This is a genomic window from Streptomyces sp. NPDC018000 (genome assembly GCF_044328025.1).
Lineage (GTDB): Bacteria > Actinomycetota > Actinomycetes > Streptomycetales > Streptomycetaceae > Streptomyces.
Window position 1 is genome coordinate 78,804 of record NZ_JBIRGM010000016.1, and the last position, 21,162, is coordinate 99,965.

Genomic DNA, 21,162 nt, shown 5'->3' on the forward strand with positions numbered 1-21,162 from the left:
GGGAGTGAAGCACGCTACGACGAGGTGGCGCGGTGCACAGGCACCCTGGGCCGTCACTGGTGGCCGGCCTCGGCCGCGCCGGCTTTGGGCATTGGGGCTGACGGAGCCCGGGGCGGCCTGCTCTGCGACACCCCCGCACCGATCGGTCGCGTCGGGCCCCCCGGCCCTTCGGGCGGGTGACCGCCGGCCGCGGTGGCCGCTGGGCCTTCGACCTGTGGAGGAGGATGCGTGGTCACACGGGCCCGGTTCCGTCCGATTTTCGGTCACGGCCGGCGCCTCAGTGAAAATTCACCGGCGATTTGGTGCGCGATGTCCGATAACCGACCATGGGGTGGATCCCCCGACGGTTCCCGCAGCAGGCGTGCGCCAGCACACTGGGCCGCCGCTGTACGGGCCGGGGGGCCGTGGCGCTGCCCCGCGGGGCAGGCGACGGTACCGAGCACGATGAAAGGCGCACCATCCCCATGCACGACACCGGAACCGTCTCGCCGTCGGCTCCGGCCCCGGGCAGCCCCGCTCCGACCCCGACCCAGGATCCCGCCTGCGCCCGGACGGGGCACCTGCCGCCCCCGGAGCAGGACGGGAACAGTCGGCACGCCCGGCGCTTCGGGCTTCCGGTCGCCACCGCGCTGGTCATGGGCAACATCATCGGCGGCGGCATCTTCCTGCTACCGGCGTCCGTCGCCCCGTACGGCACCATCAGCCTCGTCGCCTTCGGCGTGCTCACCATTGGGGCCATCGCGCTCGCGCTCGTCTTCGGGCGGCTCGCGCAGCGCGATCCGCGCACCGGCGGGCCGTACGTCTACGTGCGCGAGGCCTTCGGCGATTTCGCGGGCTTCCTGGCCGCATGGTCGTACTGGATCACCTCCTGGGTGAGCAACGCGGCGCTCGCCGTCACCGCCGTTGGCTACCTGGACGTGCTGCTGCCCCTGCACGGCTCGCCGTGGCTGATGATGACCGCCGCACTTGTCGTGCAGTGGCTGCCGGCTCTCGCCAACCTCGCCGGGACCCGCTACGTCGGCGCGGTGCAACTCGTCTCCACCGTGCTGAAGTTCGCGCCCTTGCTGCTGGTCGCGATCGGCGGGCTCTTCTTCTTCGACCCGGACAACCTCGGTCCCTTCCAGGCCACCGAAGGCGGCGCCCTCGGCGCGGTCTCCGCGTCCGCCGCGATCCTGCTCTTCAGCTACCTGGGCGTCGAGTCGGCGGCGGTCAGCGCGGGCGAGGTGCGCAATCCGCGGCGCAACGTCGGGCGGGCGACCGTCCTCGGCACGCTGGGCGCGGCGCTGGTGTACCTGCTGGGCACCCTCGCAGTCTTCGGTACTGTCGCGCACGACGAGCTGCTCACCTCCAGCGCACCCTTCAGCGACGCCGTCAACGCCATGTTCGGCGGCACGTGGGGCGGCGCGGCGGTCGCCTGCGCTGCGCTGGTGTCGATCGTGGGCGCGCTCAACGGCTGGACGCTGCTCAGCGCCCAGACCGCGTACGCCGCCGCCCGCGACGGCCTGTTCCCGGCACGCTTCGCGGTGAAGCGGCGGGGCGTGTCGACCTTCGGCGTGATCGTCACAGTCGTTCTCGCCTCGCTGCTGACTGTCTACAACTACATGGCCGGGACGGCCCAGGTGTTCGAGATCCTGGTGCTGATCACGACCTTCACCGCGACCGTCCCGTACCTCCTGGCGACAGCGGCCCAGCTGTATTTCCTCGTTTCGGGGCAGCGCGACCGGGTCCGCCCGGCTCGCCTCGCCCGTGACACCGTGCTCGCGCTGGCCGCCTTCGGCTTCTCCATGTGGCTCCTGGCGGGCTCCGGCTACGCCGCCGTCTACCAGGGCGTGCTGTTCCTCTTCGCGGGTGTCCTGGTCTACGCATGGATGTCGGCCCGCAAGGCACGCACCTGACGCCTTTGCGGGGGGACCGGAAAGCCGACGCGACGGCATCCGACGTCGCGTCGCGCCGTCCGTGGAACCACAGCGGTCGGACATGCGCCACCCTGCACGTCAGGGCCAAGTCGGCCGATCAGGTGCCGATACCGCGATTCTGCGCAGCCCCTTCGAGCAATGCGATACCCATAAACGGCGAACCGGAACAATAAGGGGTGCGGGCTGGCGGGAAGACCGACGGGAGAGTGGTGCATGTCCCTGCGGAGACGTAAGGCGCAACTGAAGTCCCGGGCCGGGCAGGCGGCGGTCAGTGGATACGGAGCGGTGGACGGGCGCCTGCCCGTCAGTGAACTGGCCAGGCCGTTGCTGCGCAAGGCATTTCCCGACCACTGGTCTTTTCTCCTCGGCGAGATCGCCCTTTACTCCTTTGTGGTTCTGCTCCTCACCGGTGTGTACCTCACCCTGTTCTTCGACCCGAGCATGACGGAGAGTGTCTACACCGGTTCCTATGTGCCCCTTCAGGGCGAGAGGATGACGCAGGCCTACGCCACCACCATCGACATCAGCTTCGCCGTGCGCGGAGGCCTGCTGGTCCGTCAGATCCACCACTGGGCGGCGCTGGTGTTCGTCGCCGCGATCGCCGTCCATATGCTGAGGATCTTCTTCACCGGCGCCTTCCGTAAACCGCGGGAGGCCAACTGGATCGTGGGCGTGACCCTGTTCGTGCTCGCGCTTCTCGAAGGATTCGCGGGCTACTCGCTGCCCGATGACCTGTTGTCCGGTACGGGCCTGAGGACGGCGGCCACCATTGTGGGGTCGATTCCTTTCGTCGGAACGTACCTGGAGCTGTTCGTATTCGGCGGACAATTCCCGGGCAATGCTGTGATCCCTCGTCTGTACCCCGTACACGTCCTGCTCGTGCCCGGTCTGATCGTGGCGCTGATCACCGCTCATCTCATCCTGGTGGTGTATCTCAAACACACCCACTGGGCGGGTCAGGGGAAGACCAATAGGAACGCCGTCGGCTCACCTGCGTTCCCTCACTTCACTGTGAAGACCACAGGTTTCTTCCTCATGGTGTTCGGCGTACTGGCCTTGCTGGGAGGGCTCGCCCAGATCAACCCCGTATGGAACTACGGCCCCTACCGTGCCAACCAGGTATCCGGTAACGCACAGCCGGACTGGTATGTCGGGTTCCTGGAGGGCGCGCTCCGGCTGATGCCGCCATGGGAGACCGATATCGCGGGCCACACCATCATGTGGAATGTATTCATTCCGGCGATTGTGCTGCCAGGCCTGGTCTTCACCGTGCTGTTCCTCTATCCCTTCTTCGAGAAGTGGGTGACGGGTGACCGCACGGAACACCATCTGTGCGACCGGCCGCGCAACCGGCCGACCCGTACGGGGCTCGGCGTGGCGGCCATCGTCTTCTACGCCGTTCTCCTGGTCGCCGGCGGCAACGACGTGGTCGCCTTCTTGTTCAGGGTTTCGGTCGAGGCCATGATCTGGATCCTCAGAATCGCGCTGATCGCCGCCCCGATTCTGGCCTTCGCGCTGACCAAACGCCTCTGCCTCGCCCTTCAGATGCGGGACCGCCGTCGGCTGACCGAGGGCGAGGAGACCGGCCAGGTGATCCAGTCGGTGAACGGCGAGCTCTCGGAGAGCCACCGCGGCCTGAGCCCGACAGCCCGCCACCGCATCCTGATGCGTGATGTCCCGAGGCCTCTGGAGCTCCCCGCGCACGGCCCGATCTCGCGTCGGCGACGGCTTCGGACCGTACTGAGCGGCTGGTACTACGGGGACCTCGTGGAACTGCCCGCCACGGACGAGCAACGGTCCCGGATCGCGGAGCGGCTGGCGCCGCCGGAGCTGGCCGGCGAGCCTGAGGAGTGAGAACCGGCGTCAGGCCTGCGCACGCCCATACTGGAAGACCATTCCGAACACCCCGGCCAGTACCACGCCCAGCCCGATCAGGAAGAGCCACAGGCCGAACACCACACCGAGGGCGAGCAGGGCCGTCCCCGCGGCGGTCAGTGACGGCCAGATGCTGTGCGGGGGAAAGAAATCCACCGGGCCGGACCGCTCATGGATGTGCGCGTCCCCGCGGTCCTCGGGGCGGAGCCCCTTCCTCCGGTAGTTGGTGGCGAAGAAGAACGTGACCAGCAAAGCCATGAGGAACGAGACGGTGAGAGCCGCCGTGCCGGTCGGCTCGTGGGACCACGCGGCGTAGAGAACATCGGTCACGAGGAAGAACCCCGCGACCCCGGCGAAGAGAACGGCCTCGGTCTTCATTCGCCCGAATCCTCTCCGGCGTCCGATGTGGAGTGGGACCCACCCCGGCCGAGGCTCGGTTTCTCGTTCTCCGGCCTGAGGAGGTGGTGCAGGTCGAAGGCCGGCGAGTCCGAACGTACGCGGGGCAGAGCCCGGAAATTGTGCCTCGGGGGTGGACAGGAGGTCGCCCACTCCAGGGAACGGCCGAACCCCCACGGGTCGTCCACCCCGACCCTCGGTGCATAACGGCTGGTGCGCCACACGTTGTACAGGAACGGCAGGGTCGACAGGCCCAGCAGAAAGGAGCCGACGGACGAGATCGTATTGAGCAAGGTGAAGCCGTCCGCCGAGAGATAGTCGGCGTAACGCCGGGGCATTCCGGCCTCCCCCAGCCAGTGCTGGACCAGGAAGGTCGACTGAAATCCGACGAACAAGGTCCAGAAATGGATACGTCCGAGGCGTTCATCCAGCATGCGTCCGGTCAGCTTGGGCCACCAGAAGTAGAATCCGCCGAACATCGCGAAGACCACTGTTCCGAAGAGCACGTAATGGAGGTGGGCGACGATGAAGTACGAATCGGTGAGATGGAAGTCCAGCGGGGGCGAGGCGATCAGTACCCCGCTGAGGCCGCCGAGCAGAAATGTCACGAGGAAACCGATCGCCCAGAGCATGGGTGTCTCGAACGAGATACTGCCGTGCCACATGGTGCCGATCCAGTTGAAGAACTTGACGCCGGTGGGCACGGCGATGATGAACGACATGGCGGAGAAAAAGGGCAGGAGAACGGCTCCCGTCGCGAACATGTGGTGGGCCCAGACAACCGCCGAGAGCATGGTGATGCTGACCGTGGCCATCACCATTCCGAAATACCCGAACATCGGCTTCCGGCTGAACACGGGAATGATCTCGCTCACCACTCCGAAGAAGGGCAACGCGACAATGTAGACCTCGGGATGGCCGAAGAACCAGAAAAGGTGCTGCCACAGCAGCGCCCCGCCGTAGGCGGAGTCGTACACATGCGCCCCGAACTTCCGGTCGGCTTCGAGGGCGAGCAGGGTGGCCGCGAGCACCGGAAAAGCGAGCAGCGCGAGGATCGAGGTGAACAGAATGTTCCAGGTGAAGATCGGCATCCGGAACATGGTCATACCCGGGGCGCGCAGACAGACGATCGTAGTGATGAAATTGACCGATGCCAGGGTCGTGCTGATCCCCGACAGCACCAGGCCCATGGTCCAGAGGTCTCCGCCGGCGCCGGGCGAGAAGACGGCACTGTTCAGTGGGGCGTAGGCGAACCAGCCGAAGTGTGCCGCGCCGCCGGGCACCACGAATCCCGACACCACGATGATTCCGCCGAAGAGGAAGAGCCAGTAGGTGAGTGCGTTGAGGCGGGGGAAGGCGACGTCGGGCGCGCCGATCTGCAGCGGCATGATGGCGTTCGCGAAGCCGCCGAACATCGGCGTGGCGAACAGCAGCATCATGACGGTGCCGTGGATGGTGAACAGCTGGTTGTACTGTTCTGTGCTGACGATCTGAAGTCCTGGCCGGGCCAGCTCCGTTCGCATGAACATGGCCATCACTCCGGCCAGCAGGAAGAACCCGAACGCGGTGACCATGTAGAGGTTGCCGATGACCTTGTGGTCCGTGGTCGTCAGCCAGCCCATGAGCCTCACACCGGCATTGATGCGCCGGTTGGCCACCGGCTCGGCCGACGCGGCTTCCTGCAGGTCCTGCGCCATCGGTTCTCCGTCCCGCCAGGTTGACTCGATGGTGGAGCCTGCGACCATGGACGGCCCGTACGACTGGCGGTGACACCTCGAATTTCACCAGTTCACCGGTGCTCCGATCGGGTGTCCCAGGGGCCCGTGGCGACTCAGGCGGCCCTAGGCACCCCGTCCGTGCGGTGCGTCGGCGATCAGCCACCTGGTCCTGAAGGACGGCCCAGGTGGCCGGCGAACCACTCTCTGGCCAGGTCCGCCACCTGTCCCAGAGCACCAGGCTCCTCGAACAGGTGAGTGGCGCCGGGGACCACTGCCAGTCGGCTCTCGCAGCGCAGCTGTGCCTGGGCCTGGCGGTTGAGGTCCAGCACCACGTCGTCTTCGCCTCCGACGATGAGCAGCGTGGGCGCGGTCACTGCGGGCAGGCGGGGTCCAGCCATATCGGGCCTGCCGCCGCGGGAGACGATCGCCTTGGCCGGGGAGTCCGGCTCTGCCGCCGCCCACAACGCGGCGGCCGCGCCGGTACTGGCACCGAAGTAGCCGACGGCGAAGCCCTGGGTTTCGGGCTGATCGAGCAGCCAGCGGGTGGCGTCGGTCAAGCGGCGGGACAGCAGAGCGGCGTCGAAGACGTGGGCGCGGTCCAGCTCTTCCTCCGCCGTCAGAAGGTCGAACAGCAGCGTGGCCAGGCCAGACTTGTTCAGCGAGGTCGAGACGGAGCGGTTGCGCGGGCTGTGTCGGCTGCTGCCGCTGCCATGGGCGAACACCACGATGCTCGTCGCCCCTTCGGGGACAGACAGCTGCCCGTGGAGCCGGACCGCTCCGGCATGTACGACGACTTCCGGATCCGCGGCCGTCATCACTCCTCCCACGGTTGCTCCGTCTACGTGCTGCTGCTCGATGCCCTCAAGAAGGCAGGCTCCTGTGCCCGACGCTTCCCGAGAGGCGCGGGACGCGATCTGCCGTCTCGGCTCGCGGCTTTCGACCGGACTTCCTGCCGGTCCTGCACCCACCACGCTACTCGCGTTCTGCCGAGGCGCGCGCGGCTCCATCACCGGGTCCCACCGTGATCGCCGCTTCGGAGCGCCAGGGATCCATGCAGCTCTGTACTGGCTGGTCGGAGCATGTTCGAAGGTATGGCAAGTCCTGCATGCTGCCGCGGAACCGCGCGGGAGCGCGCCGAGCAGCCGCACGTCGCGGACACCGGCCGCGCGCACCGCACGGACCAGGGCTTCTGGGGAAGCCGCGCCCATCTCTCCCGCTCCGTACCGGCTCATCCCTTGACGACGCCCAGCGGCACCAGGCGGGCGACCGGCCGGGCGAGTCCGGCGCCCTCGGTGACGGCGGCGACCGTGTCGACGTCCTTGTACGCCTCCGGCGCCTCCTCGGCGAGACCACGCCACGAGGAGGGGCGCACGGCGATGCCCCGCGCCTCCAGCTCACCGCGAAGCCGCTCCCCACGGACCATGCGCAGCGCGTGGTGGCGGCTCCAGACCCGCCCGGCGCCGTGGCAGGCGGAGTGGAAGGCGTCGTTGCCGGGCAGGCCGACCATTACGTACGAGGCGGTGCCCATCGTCCCGGGGACGAGTACCGGCTGGCCCGCCTGGGCGAGGTCCTCGGGCAGGCTCGGGTCGCCGGGTGGCAGCGCCCGCGTCGCGCCCTTGCGGTGGACGCACAGCGGACGTGCCACACCGTCCACTTCGTGGGTCTCGAGTTTCGCCGTGTTGTGCGAGATGTCGTAGACCAGCTCCAGACCGACTCCCGCAGCCGTTGCGAAGGCGTGGCGGGTGGCTTCGGACAGCAGCTGGCGGTTGGCCCGGCCGTAGTTGGCGGCTGCCGCCATCGCCCCGAGGTAGGCGCGGCCCCGCGGCGAGTCGACCGGCGTGCAGGCCAGCTGCCGGTCCGGTACCTGGATGTGGTGCCGGTGCAGTTCCTGGTCCATCACGCGGACGTGGTCGGTGCACACCTGGTGTCCCAGGCCGCGCGAGCCGCAATGGATCATGACGCACACCTGCCCCGACCGCAGCCCGAAGGCCGCCGCGGTAGCCGTGTCGTAGATCTGGTCCACCGCCTGGACCTCCAGGAAATGGTTGCCCGAGCCGAGGCTTCCCACCTGGTGGAGGCCGCGCTCGACGGCGCGCGTGCTCACCTGACCCGGGGCCGCGCCGTCCAGGACACCGTGGTCTTCGCAGCGCGCGAGATCGCGCGGCACACCGTGGCCGTGCTCGACCGCGTACCGTGCCCCGCCCACCAGCAGCTCGTCCATCTCCCCGGCCCCCGACAGCTTCCACAGACCGCCACGCCCCATGCCTCGTGGGATGGTGCTGTCGAGGATGTCCATCAGCCGCCGCATCCGGTCGTGGCCGAGCGCCTCGCGGTCGATGCCGGAGGCCAGCAGCCGTACGCCGCAGGAGATGTCGAACCCGACGCCGCCCGGCGAGATGACCCCGCCCTGGGATATGTCGGTGGCGGCCACCCCGCCGATCGGGAAGCCGTAGCCCCAGTGGACGTCGGGCATGGCGAAGGAGGCGCGGACGATGCCGGGCAGCGTCGCCACGTTCGCCACCTGCTCCAGCGCCTTGTCCCCAGCCGCCTGCGGCAGCAGTGCCCGCGAGGCGAACACTACCCCGGGTACGCGCATCGGTTCCCGCTGCTCGATACGGAAGCGGTACGGGCTTTTCTCCATCAGTGCGATGTCCACGTCCCTCACCTCCAGTCGACCGTCAGCCGTCCGGTCCGGTCGGCGACGGCGGTGCCGAACTCGGCGCAGGCGGTGGTGAGCCGCTCGCGGATCCACTCCCGGTCCTCGCCGCGCGCCAGGCGGGTGTGGCAGTAGTCCAGAGCCAGCGGCACCGCCTCCGCCCGGACGGGAACCAGGTGTGCGGCATCCGGACCGTCCAGGGTCACCAGGAAGAGGAGCCCCAGGTCGTTGCGCAGGACCGGGTCGACGGCGTAGTCGTCGATGAAGTCGCCCAGGTCGTAGAGGATCCGGTCGGCGATCCCGTGGAAGACATGGGCGGAGTGCCCGGCGACCAGTGTCGCTCCCGCCGCCAGCAGCTCCGGGGCCGCGGCCGCGACATGGCGCGGCGGCCGGGAGGTCATGTTGGGGCCCCAGTGCGCAGTGACGAGCACGACATCCGCCGCCGCGGCGGCCCGGCCCACCGACTCCGTCAGCCAGCCGGGCACCCCCGCGTGGAGATCGGCCCAGGCCACACCGGGACTGTCAGCCCCGGCCGCGTACTCCTGCGGGTGGTCCGTGACCCCCACCACCGCAAGCCGCACACCGCCTGCCTCCAGCACCGCGAACTCCCGGGCCGCGCTTGCGTTCGCCCCGGCGCCGACCGTCTGGACGCCCGCCCCGGCCAGCAGGGCGCGGGTGTCGGCCATGGCGTCGAACCCGTAGTCCAGGGCGTGGTTGTTGGCGAGCGTCACGCAGTCGGCCCCCAGTTCGGCCAGCACCTTCGCGGCGGTGGAGGGAGCGCGGAAGAAGAAGGCCTTTCGCGGGTCTGGCCAGCGGTGCCCGCGGTCGGAGACACAGCATTCCAGGTTGAGCACGAAGAGGTCCGCCTCAGCGAGCGCCTCCCTGACCCCTGCGGAGACCAGCGTGCCAGGCACCGGCGAGCGGCGCAGCTCCTCGGCGACGCTGCGCCCGAGCATGGTGTCGCCGGCCAGTGCCACCGTGAGAGCCATGATCCCGTCACCTTCCCCGTCCTGCACTCAGACGTCGACGGTCACCTGGCAGGTCCAGCCGCCAGGGCCGCCGCGCAGGTGCAGGTCGTGCAGCGAAACGGCCTTCGGCACCGCACCGACCGGCACGGCGGTGCCGGCGTCGGCCATCCGGAAGCGGACCGACAGGCCCCGGCCGTCCCCCGCCGACCGGATCGGCCCCACCTCCACATCGAGCGGGATCTCACCGTCGGCATCCATCCGGTAGACGACCTCCTCCAGGACGGACACCAGCAGATCCTCGTCGCACGCTGCCGTGACCGTGTATGCGCGTTCCGCGACGACTTGGGCTCCGGACGTGTCGGCGAAGCCCTCCACCATCGCGCTCACCGCCTCGCCGATGCAACCCTCGGCCGTCGGCGACCACGCCTCCACGCGCATGTCCGCGGTGTGAGGCACGGCCCGGTGGCCACACGCGCCGGGCTCATTCCCCACAGGTTCCCGACCGTCCACGGTCGGCGCCTCTCCGTCGTCTCCGGATGCACGGCCTGATGCCGAGTGTGTCCCGAGCCGCAGGCGATGCCTCCTCCAGAGTCGTCCCGTACACCGCTCCGGGGCAACCTGCACGAGGCGCGAGCACCCGTCGGCGTCGCACACAATCACTTGTGTTCCCCGCCTCGTTGACCACAGGTAATCGACGGGTGACGTACAGCAGTTGTCCGGCCGCGCGACGTACGCCCGGGCCCAGGTCGCGAGGGCGGGCCGCCCTGGCGCTACGACGGACAGGGGGGTCTCGCTCGTGTCACCGCCCAAGGAGGTGCGCCAGTTCGACGCCGACTGGATCATCGCCGACCTCGGCGTGCTGGATGTGACCGGGAACGGGACTGCGGCAACACGAACGGCGCGAGGGAGGAGGGTCGCAAGTCGGCCGGTGCCTCTGACGCTCGGAGCGCTGGAGGTCACCGGCCGATGTGTGCAGCGGGGGTTGGTTACATGGGTTCCCTCTTCTGGCTGCCGCCGCGGCCTTCCTGCTCGCTCTGCTCCAGCAGTCGGCGGGCCCGTTCCGTCAGCCGCTGACGCTCCTTCGGGTCCGTGGTGCGCGCGGCCTCGTCCTTGATCTCCTGCGCCTTGGCACGCATCTGCTGGGCACGGCCGGATTCACCTGCAACGCTCATGATCACTCCTGGATCTGTCGGGAAGAGCGGGCCTCATCAGCGAAACAGCGAGCCGTCACTCACGCATCTCGAACCGTCACCCACCGCTATTCCCACAGCTCGGGACCGTCCTGCTCGTGTGCCTCTGCCCGTTGCATTCTGTGCCGGCGTCTTTCGGCTCCACCCTCGGCAGGCACATCAACCGGTCGCGGTCCGGCCGCCATCGTCGTGGACGGGAAGGGCCGGGCAGCCTGACCCGGGCTGCCCCGCGCGGCATTTCACGCCCTTCCGCCGCTGAACAGCGCCGGTATTCCGTCCTTCACGAGCGGACTCCACCATGTCCGCCTGCGGACCGGCGGCCCCGGAGAACTGTCGGCATGCACCTACCGCAATGCCCGGCCCGCGAGGACGGCTGCCGGGGCACGGTCGAGGCAGCCCGTCTTGGCCGGCAGACGGTTTAAGCAGCTGAACAGGGTTCAGAACAAGGGGGGTTGGGGGACTGGTAGGAAAGTTTACTGTTCGCTAGCATCTCGGGCGGTGGCCCGGCGCGGTGCCTGACCTCCGTAGGCATGACGCGCTCAGTGAGAGTTCCGTCCCGGCCACCACGATGCCGCGCCCCTGCCCGCACGAGGGCCGGGGCGCGAGGTCGCGCACCGATGCCCAGCTCGCCACCCCCAAGGCCAGGAGTCCAGGGATGCATCTGAACGGCTCAGCTCCGCTCCTCCCGCCCACACGGCGCCGTACGGTGGGCGTGGTCATCGCCGCCGTACTCCTCCTCGTCGGCAGCCTGTTGCTCGCCTCCCCCGACCGGGCCGGTGCCGCTGCCGACCCCCTCATTTCGCGGGGCAAGCCTGCCACCGCGTCCTCCAGCGAAGGTTCCGGCCTCGGCCCGCAGAACGCCTTCGACGGCGACCCGGCCACCCGCTGGGCGAGCGCCGAGGGCAAGGACCCGCAGTGGATACGCGTCGACCTCGGTGCCACCGCCGACGTCACGCGGGTGGAGCTGAGGTGGGAGGCCGCGTATGCCAAGGCGTACCGGATCGAGATCTCCGCCGACGGCACCACCTGGACCCGGCTCGCCAACGAGACAGCCGGGGACGGCGGCACCGACGACTGGCCCGCCCTCTCCGGCAAGGGCCGCTACCTGCGCGTGTACGGCACCGTGCGCGGCACCACCTACGGCTACTCGCTGCACGAGGCCGAGGTGTACGGCACTCTCGACGGCACGCCCCCGCAAACCGGCGCCTTCACCGTGGTCGCCGCCGGTGACATCGCCGCCCAGTGCACTGCCTCCGACAGCGACTGCGCCCACCCCAGGACCGCCGCACTGGCCCAGAAGCTCAATCCGAAGTTCTATCTGACGATGGGCGACAACCAGTACGACGATGCCCGGATCGCCGACTACCGCGCCTACTACGACAAGACCTGGGGTGCTTTCAAGGACAAGACGCATCCGGTACCCGGCAACCACGAGACATACGATCCGGCCGGGACGCTCGCCGGCTACAAGGCGTACTTCGGGGCGGTCGCGTATCCCCAGGGCAAGAGCTACTACAGCTTCGACGAGGGTAATTGGCACTTCATCGCCCTCGACTCCAACTCCTTCGACAAGAGCGCCCAGATCGACTGGCTCAAGGCCGACCTCGCCAAGAACAGCAAGGCGTGCATCGCCGCCTACTGGCACCACCCGCTGTACTCCTCGGGCGGGCACGGCAACGACCCGGTCAGCCGGCCGGTCTGGAAGATCCTGTACCAAGCCAAGGCCGACCTCGTGCTGAACGGGCACGATCACCACTACGAGCGGTTCGCCCCACAGAGCCCCGACGGGAAGGCCACCGCCGACGGAATCACCGAGATCGTCGGCGGCATGGGCGGCGCCGAGCCGTACCCCATCGAGAACGTTCAGCCCAACAGCCAGAAGCGGATCAGCGGTGAATACGGCGTCCTGAAACTTGACTTCACCGACTCCGGCTACAGCTGGAGCTACGTCGGCACCGACGGCAAGGCCAAGGACGCCAGCCCGAAGTACACCTGCCACTGATGTATCTGGCGACCACAGGCCGCCGGGATGCGCCGGCCCCGCCCCGCACCGGCGGGGTGGGCCGACGCGTCCCCGGCACCGTCCTGGCACTCGGCACGGTCAGCCTCGTCACCGACATCTCCTCCGAGATGGTCACCGCGGTGCTGCCGCTCTACCTCGTCCTCGGACTCGGTCTCTCACCTCTCCAGTTCGGGGTCCTGGACGGCCTTTTCAACGGTGCCGCCTCCGTTGTGCGGCTGCTCGGCGGGCACGCCGCCGACCGCGGCCGCCGGCACAAACGGGTCGCCGGGATCGGCTATGCCCTTTCCGCCTGCTCCCGGCTCGGCCTGCTGCTCGCGGGCGGCGCCACGGCCGGGATCGCGGCAGCCCTCGCCGCCGACCGGATCGGCAAGAGCATTCGCACGGCGCCCCGTGACGCGCTGATCACCCTGAGCAGCCCGCCCGAGGCGCTCGGCCGGTCCTTCGGCGTGCACCGGGCGATGGACACCACGGGCGCCCTGCTCGGCCCGCTCGCCGCGTTCGCCCTGCTCTGGGCGACCGCCGACGCCTACGACGCGGTGTTCGTCGTCAGCTTCTGCGTCGGCCTGCTCGGGGTACTGATCCTCGTCCTGTACGTTCCCGGGCGCCGTCCGACACCATCAACGAAATCAACTCAACGTACACGCAGGGCATTTGGTGCACTCCGTGATCCCGCGTTCCGGCGGATTCTCGGAGCCGCCGCCCTGCTCGGTGCCGCCACTGTCGGTGACGCCTTCGTCTACCTCCTGCTCCAGCGCCGCCTCGGCCTCCCCGTCGGCTGGTTCCCGCTGCTGCCGCTCGGCGCGGCGGCCGGCTATCTGCTGCTCGCGGTCCCGGCGGGCCGGGTCGCGGACCGGGTCGGCCGACGGCTGCCGTTCCTGTACGGACACGTCGCGCTGCTCGGCGTGTACGCCACGCTCCTCGCCCCGACCGGCGGCCCGGCCTCGCTTCTCCTGGTTCCGGTCCTGGTGCTGCTCGGCGTCTTCTACGCCACTACCGACGGAGTGCTGATGGCCCTCGCCGGACCCGTGCTGCCCGCCGACGGCAGGGCGGGCGGACTCGCCCTGCTCCAGACCGGCCAGGCGCTGGCCCGGATGCTCGCCGCGGCGGGCTTCGGCGCCGCGTGGACGGCGTGGGGGCCGCGCCCCGCGCTGTGGGCGGCGATATCGGCCCTGCTCGCCGCGCTCGCGGGCGGCTGGGCGCTGCTGCCACGCAACCCGTCCGGCATCCCGGCCCCCCAAGCGCCGGGAGCCCAGACACCCGAGAGGCGGACCGCATGAGTGCCAGATTCCCGAGCTCCGCGACCCCGCTGGGCCCTCGGGCCCGTATAGCCGTCGTGGTGGCCGCGGTACTGCTCCTCGCGGGCGGCTCCGTCGGGTACGTCCTGCACGCGGAGAACCGGTCGGAAGGTCAACGAGTCGACGCAGAAGCCTCGTTCACTCTCGCCGGGCCCGCGCTGTACTTCCGGGACACGGCCACAGGACGCGTCGCCCGTCAGCCGCTCGCCGGAGCCCCCGGCACCCGCACCCCCGGCGGCCCCGCCTGCGACCGGTTCTACGCCTCCGGTGACAGCGCGCTATGCCTGCGCGCCAAGCCCGGGGTGCTGCCGAAGACATACGCGGTCGTTCTCGACCGGCGACTGCGTGAGACACGCCGGATCACCGTACCCGGCCTTCCCACCCGGGCCCGCGTCTCCGCCTCCGGGCAGATGCTGTCCTGGACGGTGTTCGCCACCGGTGACTCGTACGCCACCACCGCCTTTTCCACGCGGACCGCCGTCCTCGACCTGCGCACCGGCTACCTCATCAAGTCCATCGAGGACATCCCCCTCACCATCGACGGTGCCCGCTACCACGCCCCCGACGTCAACTACTGGGGGGTGACCTTCGCCCGCGACGACAACCGCTTCTACGCGACCGTCTCCACCAAGGGCCGCACCTACCTCGTCGCGGGCAGCATGAGGGACTGGTCGGCGAAGGCGCTGCGGCAGAACGCCGAGTGTCCCTCCCTGTCGCCCGACAACAACCGGATCGCCTTCAAGAAGAAGGTTTCCGACGACCCCGCCGCGCCCTGGCGGCTGTACGTCCTGGACCTGCGGACCATGCGTGAGACGCCGCTCGCCGAGACACGCAGTGTCGACGACCAGGCCGCCTGGCTCGACGACGGCACGGTCGCCTACGCGCTGCCTGGTGCGGCCGGCCGGGCGAGCGACATCTGGACTGTCCCCGCAGACGGTACCGGGGCACCCCGCGTGGCAGTGGCGGGCGGATCGTCGCCAGTGGCGGTGCGCTGAGCGAGTGCACCCGGGGCCGAGGCAGCCCACCGAGCAGGGCTGCCTCGGCCCTGCCGGCCGGTCCGGGTCTTCCCGCTTCGATGCAGTCGGCCTTCCGCCTTCCGGGGGAGAGGTCTGACGGCTGCTTCACGGGCGTCACGACCTGGGGGCCGTTAGTGGTACGTCAGCCGAACATGAGCAGGACGACAGGGCAGGGACCGAAGCTGTGAGCAGACCAGTTGTCCGCACCTGCCAGCGACCACACACCGACCGCGCCGTACGGGGAGCCCCCATGCGTACCTCCATCCGCCGCCCTGCCGTAATCGCCGCGACTGCCGTCGCCGCCCCGGTTACTGGACGTACGAGCTGCGCAACGGCGCCGACGATTTCCAGTGCCGGTCGCAGCGCTGGAGCTCACGCCGCTGGTGCTACCGGGCACTGAGCGTTTCCCAACCTGAAGGTGTGGCCCAGCACCTTCCCGTTCTGACAGGAGGCGTCGTGCAAAGACGCACATTTCTCACAGGCACCCTGCTAGGCGCAGCGTTCGCCGCCGTGCCGCTCTCCACTCTGATGCCGACCAGCGCGTCGGCGGCCACGGTGACGGTCGGTTCCCTGGACGACTTTCAGAAGGCGATCGACCGGGCGGTTCCCGGCGATCGGATCGTCCTGGCTGACGGTACATACACCGTCCCGTCGGGTGGCGCCATCAGAGTTTCGGGCAAGCACGGCACCGGTAGCGCACCGATCACCATCGTCTCGGAATCTCGCGGCGGCGCTGTGCTGCACGGCGAGCGCGGTTTCGTCTTCAGCGACTCGAGCGACATCACCGTCAGTGGCTTCGCGTTCAGACAGAGCACCACTTTGGAAATCCCGGCGAGCTGTCCGCGCATTCGGCTGACCCGTAACGACTTCCGGTTTTCCGACATCAGTGGGCTCGACTGGGTCGTCGTGCGGGGCGACGACGCGAAGATCGACCGGAACCGTTTCCACGACAAGACGACAGAGGGCATCTTCGTCGTCGTCGACGGTCCCGGCTCGACCGCCATGGCCCAGAGGCTGCACATCTTTAGGAACCACTTCTCCGACCACAGCTTCGCCGGCGCCAACGGCGGTGAGCCGATCCGGCTCGGCGTCAGCGGCCGGGCGCTGTCCAGCGCCCACGCGGTGGTGGAGTACAACGTGTTCGAGCGGTGCGACGGAGACCCCGAGACCATCTCGGTGAAGTCCTCGGACAACACCATCCGGTACAACACCATCCGCGACAGCCGTGGCGGAATCGTACTGCGGCACGGCAACCGCTCCACGGTGGAGGGCAATTACCTGATCGGTGGCACTGACGGTCTGCGCCTGTACGGCAACGACCACTTGATCGTCAACAACTACCTCAGCCAACTGTCGGGCCGCGCGCTGGTGATCGGCAGTGGCACCACCCGCGACCACAACTCGGGTGAGACGACCGAGGAGAGGCGGGGCAACGACGCGTGCGACCGCGCGGTGATCGTGCACAACACCCTGTGCGGCAACTCCAGCACGCTCTCGGGCGAGACACGGGACTACGAGCCCCGGGACGCCGTCATCGCCGACAACCTCCTGGTGGGCAGCGCCGGCAGCCTGGTCGCGATGGGGAAGACCACCGGTTTCACCTGGCAGAGCAACATCCTGTGGGGTGCGGCATCCAACGGCAACATCCCCTCCGGCGGCTGCCGTCGGGTCGACCCGCTCCTTCGGCAGGACTCCGACGGGGTATTCCGGCTGTCGGCGGGCAGCCCGGCGGTCGACGCCGCCACGCTGGGGAGTCCGCCCGTGGTCGATGACATCGACGGCCACTCGCGCGGGAGCACCCGTGACATCGGTGCCGACGAGTACTCGACACTGCCCCCCGTCCGCGGTCCCCTCACGGCGGCCGACGTGGGTCCCAACGCGTCGTGAGCGACCACCGGTGACGGCCGGTACTGCCCGTTGCGCGGTTGAGGTCATCGTGCCTCTGCCCTTTGGAGCTCGCGCTGATCGGAGTCCTGCCACGGAAACGGGGTGAGGTCGGCTCGATCCAGCCCAGGGGGAGCGCGAGCGACTGGCTCCCGTACACCGCACCGGCGCGCGGGGTCACCCCGCGCGCCGGTCCCTCGTCTCGCAGGCCGGGCGGACCGCGCCAGGAGGACACGGGCCGATGGTTCCCGGCGTCAACACGGCGTTCACCGGTCTCTCGCGTTCGACGTAAAAAGGTGGAACAGAGGTTGAGCATCGCGGTGAGTACGGCATCCTCGCAGGCGTGATGAGCCTGACGGGGACACCTTTCTTCCTGGCCACGATCGCGCTGGCCGTGGCCACCGTGCTGCTTCCCCTGCTGATGTGGGGGCGGGTACGCGGCCCCGCCGTGGTGCGCGGTGCGGTCCGTCTGGTGATGGTCGCCCTCGCGCAGGCGGCAGCGGTGCTGAGCGTCTTCGTGATGGTCAACAACACCAACGGCCTGTACGACAGCTGGGCCGACCTGTTCGGCACCGGACACCACATCGTGGCCGCACCGGACCTCGGGCGCGACGGACTCGGGGATCACAGGCACCCGGTGAATGAGCCGAAGGACGTCCAGGACTTCAGCCTGATGCACGACCCACGGATGGGCCAGGGCGTCCGCGTCACCCACCTGAGCGGTCGGGTGTCGGGGGTGCGCGGCGAGGTCTACGTATGGCTGCCGCCGCAGTACGGCCAACCGGCCTTCCGCCACCGGAAGTTCCCCGTGGTCGAGCTCCTCGGCGGCTTCCCCGGATCGGCGAAGGCGTGGTTCGGCAGCCTGCAGGTGCAGTCACAGCTGGAGGCCGGGATGCGGAGTGGGAAGATCGCCCCGTTCATCCTCGTGGAGCCGCGGACCAATCTGCTGGCGGGTCAGGACACCGGGTGCGCCAATGTGCCAGGTGTCGTGGACGCCGAGTCCTGGCTGAGTGTGGACGTCCGGCAGATGGTGACCGACACCTTCCGCGCACAGAGCCGTGCGAGCGGCTGGGCGGTGGCCGGGTACTCGGCCGGGGCACACTGCGCCGTGAAGATGGCGCTCTCCCACCCCGACCGGTACCGGGCCGCCGTGAGCCTCTCCGGCTACAACGACCCGGCCGCCGAGCGGGACTCCCTCACGGGCCGGAACCCGGAGCTGCGGCGGGTCAACAACCCACTGTGGATCCTGCGCCACGCCACCACCCCGCCGCGCGTCGCGCTCTACCTCTCGGGCGGGCGCAACGACGGCTACGGCGACGGCCTCGCGCTTCGACGGGCGGCAGCGCCCCCGACGCGCGTGGTGGTGGCCGAGGTGAGCGGGCCGCACACGATCGGGCTGTGGAAACGTCAAGTGCCGCATGTCTTCCGCTGGCTGACCGCCGAACTGTCGTCCAACACGGGCCGGGTCGCTCCCGCGAAGGGCATCTGACCGACGGGGGACGGCCGGACCGGGCGCCGCGTGCCGGTCAAAACCATCCGCTGCGCTGTGCCTGCAAGGCCATCTGGAAGCGGTTCGCGGCGCCCAGCCGGGCCATCAGGATCTGCAGCCGGCGGAACAGCGTGCGTCGGCTGATACCCATCTCCCGCGCGATGACGTCGTCGCTCGCGCCGCCCGCGAGGAGCCACAGCAGGCGGCGGTCGGCGGGTGGCAGGCCGCCTGGGCGAGTGGTGCGGCCGTGGAACGGCAGGGCGTTCTGCCAGGACTGCTCGAACAGTGCCGTGAGAGCGGAGAGCAGGCCGCATGGTTGCACGACCAGCATGGTGTTGTGCACGTCGGCCTCTTTGATCGACAACGACACGAGTGCGTACGCCTCGTCGATGATCACGAGTTTGACCGGCACCGACGGCATCACCCTGGCCTGTTCGCCGGCGTTGATGCACGGTTCGATGACCTCCTTCAGATGGCCCGGGTGCTCCAGCGACTCCCGCGAGTACACGACACGCTGCGTCACACCGCGGGCGAGCGTGGCAAGCGAGTCGTCCGTGGTCTCGGCCAAGGGGAAGTACGGCGGTGACTCGAACTGCCGGATCTGATCGCGGGCGCTCGCCCAGGCATGACGAATCCTGGGGCCGATGGCGTCGCCGGTGACGACCTCGACGAGATTGTCGTTGTACGCGGCGAGCCGCTGCCGCCGGAACGACTCGAACGCACCCCCGATGGTGATGCGCGACTCCTCGACCTCGGCCACACGGTGCCGGGCGAGGATCTCCAGGCCGGCGGTCGGCGGAACCGGGGCCACCACGTCTCCGCCCTCCTCGGCGGCACTGGCCAGACCGGCGTCGACCAGTGTGCCGTAAGCCGTGGCCAGTTCCGTACCGTCCAGGCCGGCCGCAGCCGCGATCGTACTCAGCGGAGCGGGGGCCAGCTCGAGCAGTGCCAGGTAGACCTGGCCCGCCGCGTGATCGATGCCCAGAAGCCGAAGGGCCTCGCCGAGTTTCGCGTTCGTCATACACCGCATTATCGACGGCTCCGGTCGGGGCTGTGGCCGATCTGTGTCAGTGGCACTCTTCGGCACCAAGCACGCGCGGTGCGGGATACCGTCCAGGAGCCGCCGACGACCGGCGGCGGCGAGGGCGCCCGAGCCGCACCGGGAGCAAGCCTGTCCGTACGGCTCAGCCTTCCCCTCGCCTCGGAGGAACCCACCCAGAAGAAGGTGTATGCCATGGCGAAAGGCCGAAAGAACGGTCTCTACTCAGAGATCTCCGAGGAACTGTCCGCTCTGATGCGTACGGGGTGGGCGGACACCGAGCGGCACGACCTGCAGCTCGGCGAGCAGGCCCCGTACGCGGCCCGTCGCCGCGCCACGCTCTCCGCGCGCTTTCCGGGCGAACGCCTCGTGATTCCCTCGGGGAACCTCAAGGTCCGCTCCAACGACGACAGCTACCCGTTCCGGCCGTACACGGGCTACGTGCACATGACCGGAGACCAGGCCCGGGACGGCGCTCTCGTCCTCGAACCCCGAGTGGACGGCGGCCATGACGCCTACTGCTACCAGCTGCCGCGGGACAGCAGGGACAACGACGAGTTCTGGACCGGCGCCACGGCGGAGCTGTGGATGGGCCGGCGCCGCTCCCTCGCCGAGTCGGAGCTCGTGCTCGGTCTGCCCTGCCGGGACGTCCGCACGGCGGCCGGTGACCTGGCCGCCGACTCCGGCGTGCCGACCCGGATCGTCCGGGGTCTCGACCCGTCCCTGGAGGCCGCCGTCACCACCGAGGAGGAGCGCGACGCCGAACTGGAAGAAGCGCTCAGCGATCTCCGTCTCGTCAAGGACGACTGGGAGATCGCCGAGCTACGCAAGGCCGTGGACTCCACGGTGCGCGGATTCACCGATGTGATCGGTGAACTCTCCGGGGCGATCGCGTCGTCCGAGCGGTGGATCGAGGGCACGTTCTTCCGCCGTGCCCGCCTCGAGGGCAATGCCGTCGGCTACGGTTCGATCTGCGCCGCGGGCGAGCACGCCACGATCATGCACTGGACGGACAACGACGGTCCGGTGCGCCCGGGGGACCTGCTCCTGTTCGACGCCGGCGTGGAGACGCACACCCTCTACACCGCCGACGTCACGCGCACGCTGCCGATCAGCGGAACCTTCACGCCCCTGCAGCGCAAGGTCTACGACGCGGTGTACGAGGCCCAGGAAGCCGGTATGGCAGCCGTCAAGCCGGGCGCCGCGTACCGGGACTTCCACGAGGCGTCCCAGCGCCACCTGGCGGCTCGGCTGGTCGAGTGGGGTTTCATCGAAGGCCCGGCCGACCGTGCGTACGAACTCGGCCTCCAGCGCCGCTTCACGATGGCGGGCACCGGTCACATGCTCGGTCTGGACGTCCATGACTGCGCGCAGGCCCGGCACGAGGAGTATGTCGACGGCGTGCTGGAGCCGGGCATGGTGCTCACCGTCGAGCCCGGCCTCTACTTCCAGCCGGACGATCTCACCGTGCCCGAGGAATGGCGCGGCATCGGCGTCCGGATCGAGGACGACCTGGTCGTCACCGAAGACGGTCACGAGAACCTGTCGGCGGGCCTGCCGCGGTCGGCGGACGACGTCGAGGAGTGGATGGCCCGGTTCGCGGGTTGAGTGGGCCGAAGAAGCGGCCCGGTACCGGATCCCCTGCAGTGAACGGGTCCCGGTCGGCAGTGCTCGGGCCTGCCGCCGGGGCCCGGACG

15 protein-coding genes and 1 pseudogene are annotated in these 21,162 nt (G+C 69.3%); 8 read left to right on the top strand and 8 right to left on the bottom strand.

The features are described 5' to 3' along the window. Nucleotides 1-464: 464 nt before the first annotated feature. Complete coding sequence (locus ACH4EW_RS25805; RefSeq protein WP_398260727.1) at nt 465-1,895, top strand: amino acid permease; 1,431 nt, start codon at nt 465-467, stop codon at nt 1,893-1,895. Nucleotides 1,896-2,129: 234 nt separating this feature from the next. Next, nucleotides 2,130-3,770, top strand: coding sequence for a cytochrome bc complex cytochrome b subunit (locus ACH4EW_RS25810; RefSeq protein ID WP_398260729.1), 1,641 nt, complete (start codon nt 2,130-2,132; stop codon nt 3,768-3,770). A gap of 9 nt (nt 3,771-3,779) precedes the next feature. Here the strand turns inward: ACH4EW_RS25810 and ACH4EW_RS25815 are convergent, their stop codons facing one another. The 7 genes and pseudogenes from ACH4EW_RS25815 to ACH4EW_RS25845 all read right to left on the bottom strand — a co-directional run bounded on the left by ACH4EW_RS25815 (nt 3,780) and on the right by ACH4EW_RS25845 (nt 10,701). Then, nucleotides 3,780-4,169: a cytochrome c oxidase subunit 4 gene (locus tag ACH4EW_RS25815; protein WP_398260731.1), complete on the bottom strand. Its 390-nt coding sequence runs from the start codon at nt 4,167-4,169 to the stop codon at nt 3,780-3,782. Beyond that, nucleotides 4,166-5,809 carry a cytochrome c oxidase subunit I gene (gene ctaD / locus ACH4EW_RS25820; protein WP_398260763.1) on the bottom strand — a complete coding sequence of 548 codons (1,644 nt, stop codon included), beginning with the start codon at nt 5,807-5,809 and terminating at the stop codon, nt 4,166-4,168. The genes ACH4EW_RS25815 and ctaD overlap by 4 nt, the downstream gene beginning before the upstream one ends. 251 nt (nt 5,810-6,060) lie before the next feature. Next, nucleotides 6,061-6,726: pseudogene (locus ACH4EW_RS25825) on the bottom strand (dienelactone hydrolase family protein); the annotation flags it as partial. A gap of 407 nt (nt 6,727-7,133) precedes the next feature. Beyond that, nucleotides 7,134-8,561: an RtcB family protein gene (locus ACH4EW_RS25830; protein WP_398260733.1), complete on the bottom strand. Its 1,428-nt coding sequence runs from the start codon at nt 8,559-8,561 to the stop codon at nt 7,134-7,136. A gap of 5 nt (nt 8,562-8,566) precedes the next feature. Beyond that, the gene (locus tag ACH4EW_RS25835) at nt 8,567-9,550 is read right to left on the bottom strand and encodes a CapA family protein (protein WP_398260735.1); all 984 of its coding nucleotides are present in this window, start codon (nt 9,548-9,550) and stop codon (nt 8,567-8,569) included. 27 nt (nt 9,551-9,577) lie between these two features. Further along, nucleotides 9,578-10,039, bottom strand: a complete 462-nt coding sequence (locus tag ACH4EW_RS25840; protein ID WP_398260737.1) for an archease — start codon at nt 10,037-10,039, stop codon at nt 9,578-9,580. Nucleotides 10,040-10,515: 476 nt separating this feature from the next. Then, entirely contained in the window at nt 10,516-10,701 is a 186-nt protein-coding gene (locus ACH4EW_RS25845) for a DUF6381 family protein (protein WP_398260739.1), read from the bottom strand. A 673-nt stretch (nt 10,702-11,374) separates the two neighbouring features. On the opposite strand from ACH4EW_RS25845, the gene ACH4EW_RS25850 reads away from it, so the two are divergent. The 5 genes from ACH4EW_RS25850 to ACH4EW_RS25870 all read left to right on the top strand — a co-directional run bounded on the left by ACH4EW_RS25850 (nt 11,375) and on the right by ACH4EW_RS25870 (nt 18,426). After that, nucleotides 11,375-12,721, top strand: coding sequence for a discoidin domain-containing protein (locus tag ACH4EW_RS25850; RefSeq protein WP_398260741.1), 1,347 nt, complete (start codon nt 11,375-11,377; stop codon nt 12,719-12,721). Continuing rightward, the gene (locus tag ACH4EW_RS25855; RefSeq protein ID WP_398260742.1) at nt 12,721-14,019 is read left to right on the top strand and encodes an MFS transporter; all 1,299 of its coding nucleotides are present in this window, start codon (nt 12,721-12,723) and stop codon (nt 14,017-14,019) included. The genes ACH4EW_RS25850 and ACH4EW_RS25855 overlap by 1 nt, the downstream gene beginning before the upstream one ends. Then, the gene (locus tag ACH4EW_RS25860) at nt 14,016-15,032 is read left to right on the top strand and encodes a TolB family protein (protein ID WP_398260743.1); all 1,017 of its coding nucleotides are present in this window, start codon (nt 14,016-14,018) and stop codon (nt 15,030-15,032) included. Before ACH4EW_RS25855 ends, ACH4EW_RS25860 begins: the two co-directional genes overlap by 4 nt. A gap of 477 nt (nt 15,033-15,509) precedes the next feature. Beyond that, on the top strand, nt 15,510-16,940 hold the full coding sequence (locus ACH4EW_RS25865) for a chondroitinase-B domain-containing protein (protein WP_398260745.1): 1,431 nt from the start codon (nt 15,510-15,512) through the stop codon (nt 16,938-16,940). A 343-nt stretch (nt 16,941-17,283) separates the two neighbouring features. After that, nucleotides 17,284-18,426, top strand: coding sequence for an alpha/beta hydrolase (locus ACH4EW_RS25870; protein ID WP_398260747.1), 1,143 nt, complete (start codon nt 17,284-17,286; stop codon nt 18,424-18,426). 37 nt (nt 18,427-18,463) lie between these two features. On the opposite strand, the gene ACH4EW_RS25875 is transcribed toward ACH4EW_RS25870, so the two are convergent. Next, nucleotides 18,464-19,447, bottom strand: coding sequence for a LuxR family transcriptional regulator (locus tag ACH4EW_RS25875; protein ID WP_398260749.1), 984 nt, complete (start codon nt 19,445-19,447; stop codon nt 18,464-18,466). Between the two features lie 213 nt (nt 19,448-19,660). Between ACH4EW_RS25875 and ACH4EW_RS25880 the strand changes: the two genes are divergently transcribed. After that, on the top strand, nt 19,661-21,073 hold the full coding sequence (locus ACH4EW_RS25880) for an aminopeptidase P family protein (RefSeq protein WP_398260765.1): 1,413 nt from the start codon (nt 19,661-19,663) through the stop codon (nt 21,071-21,073). The last annotated feature ends 89 nt before the right edge of the window (nt 21,074-21,162 follow it).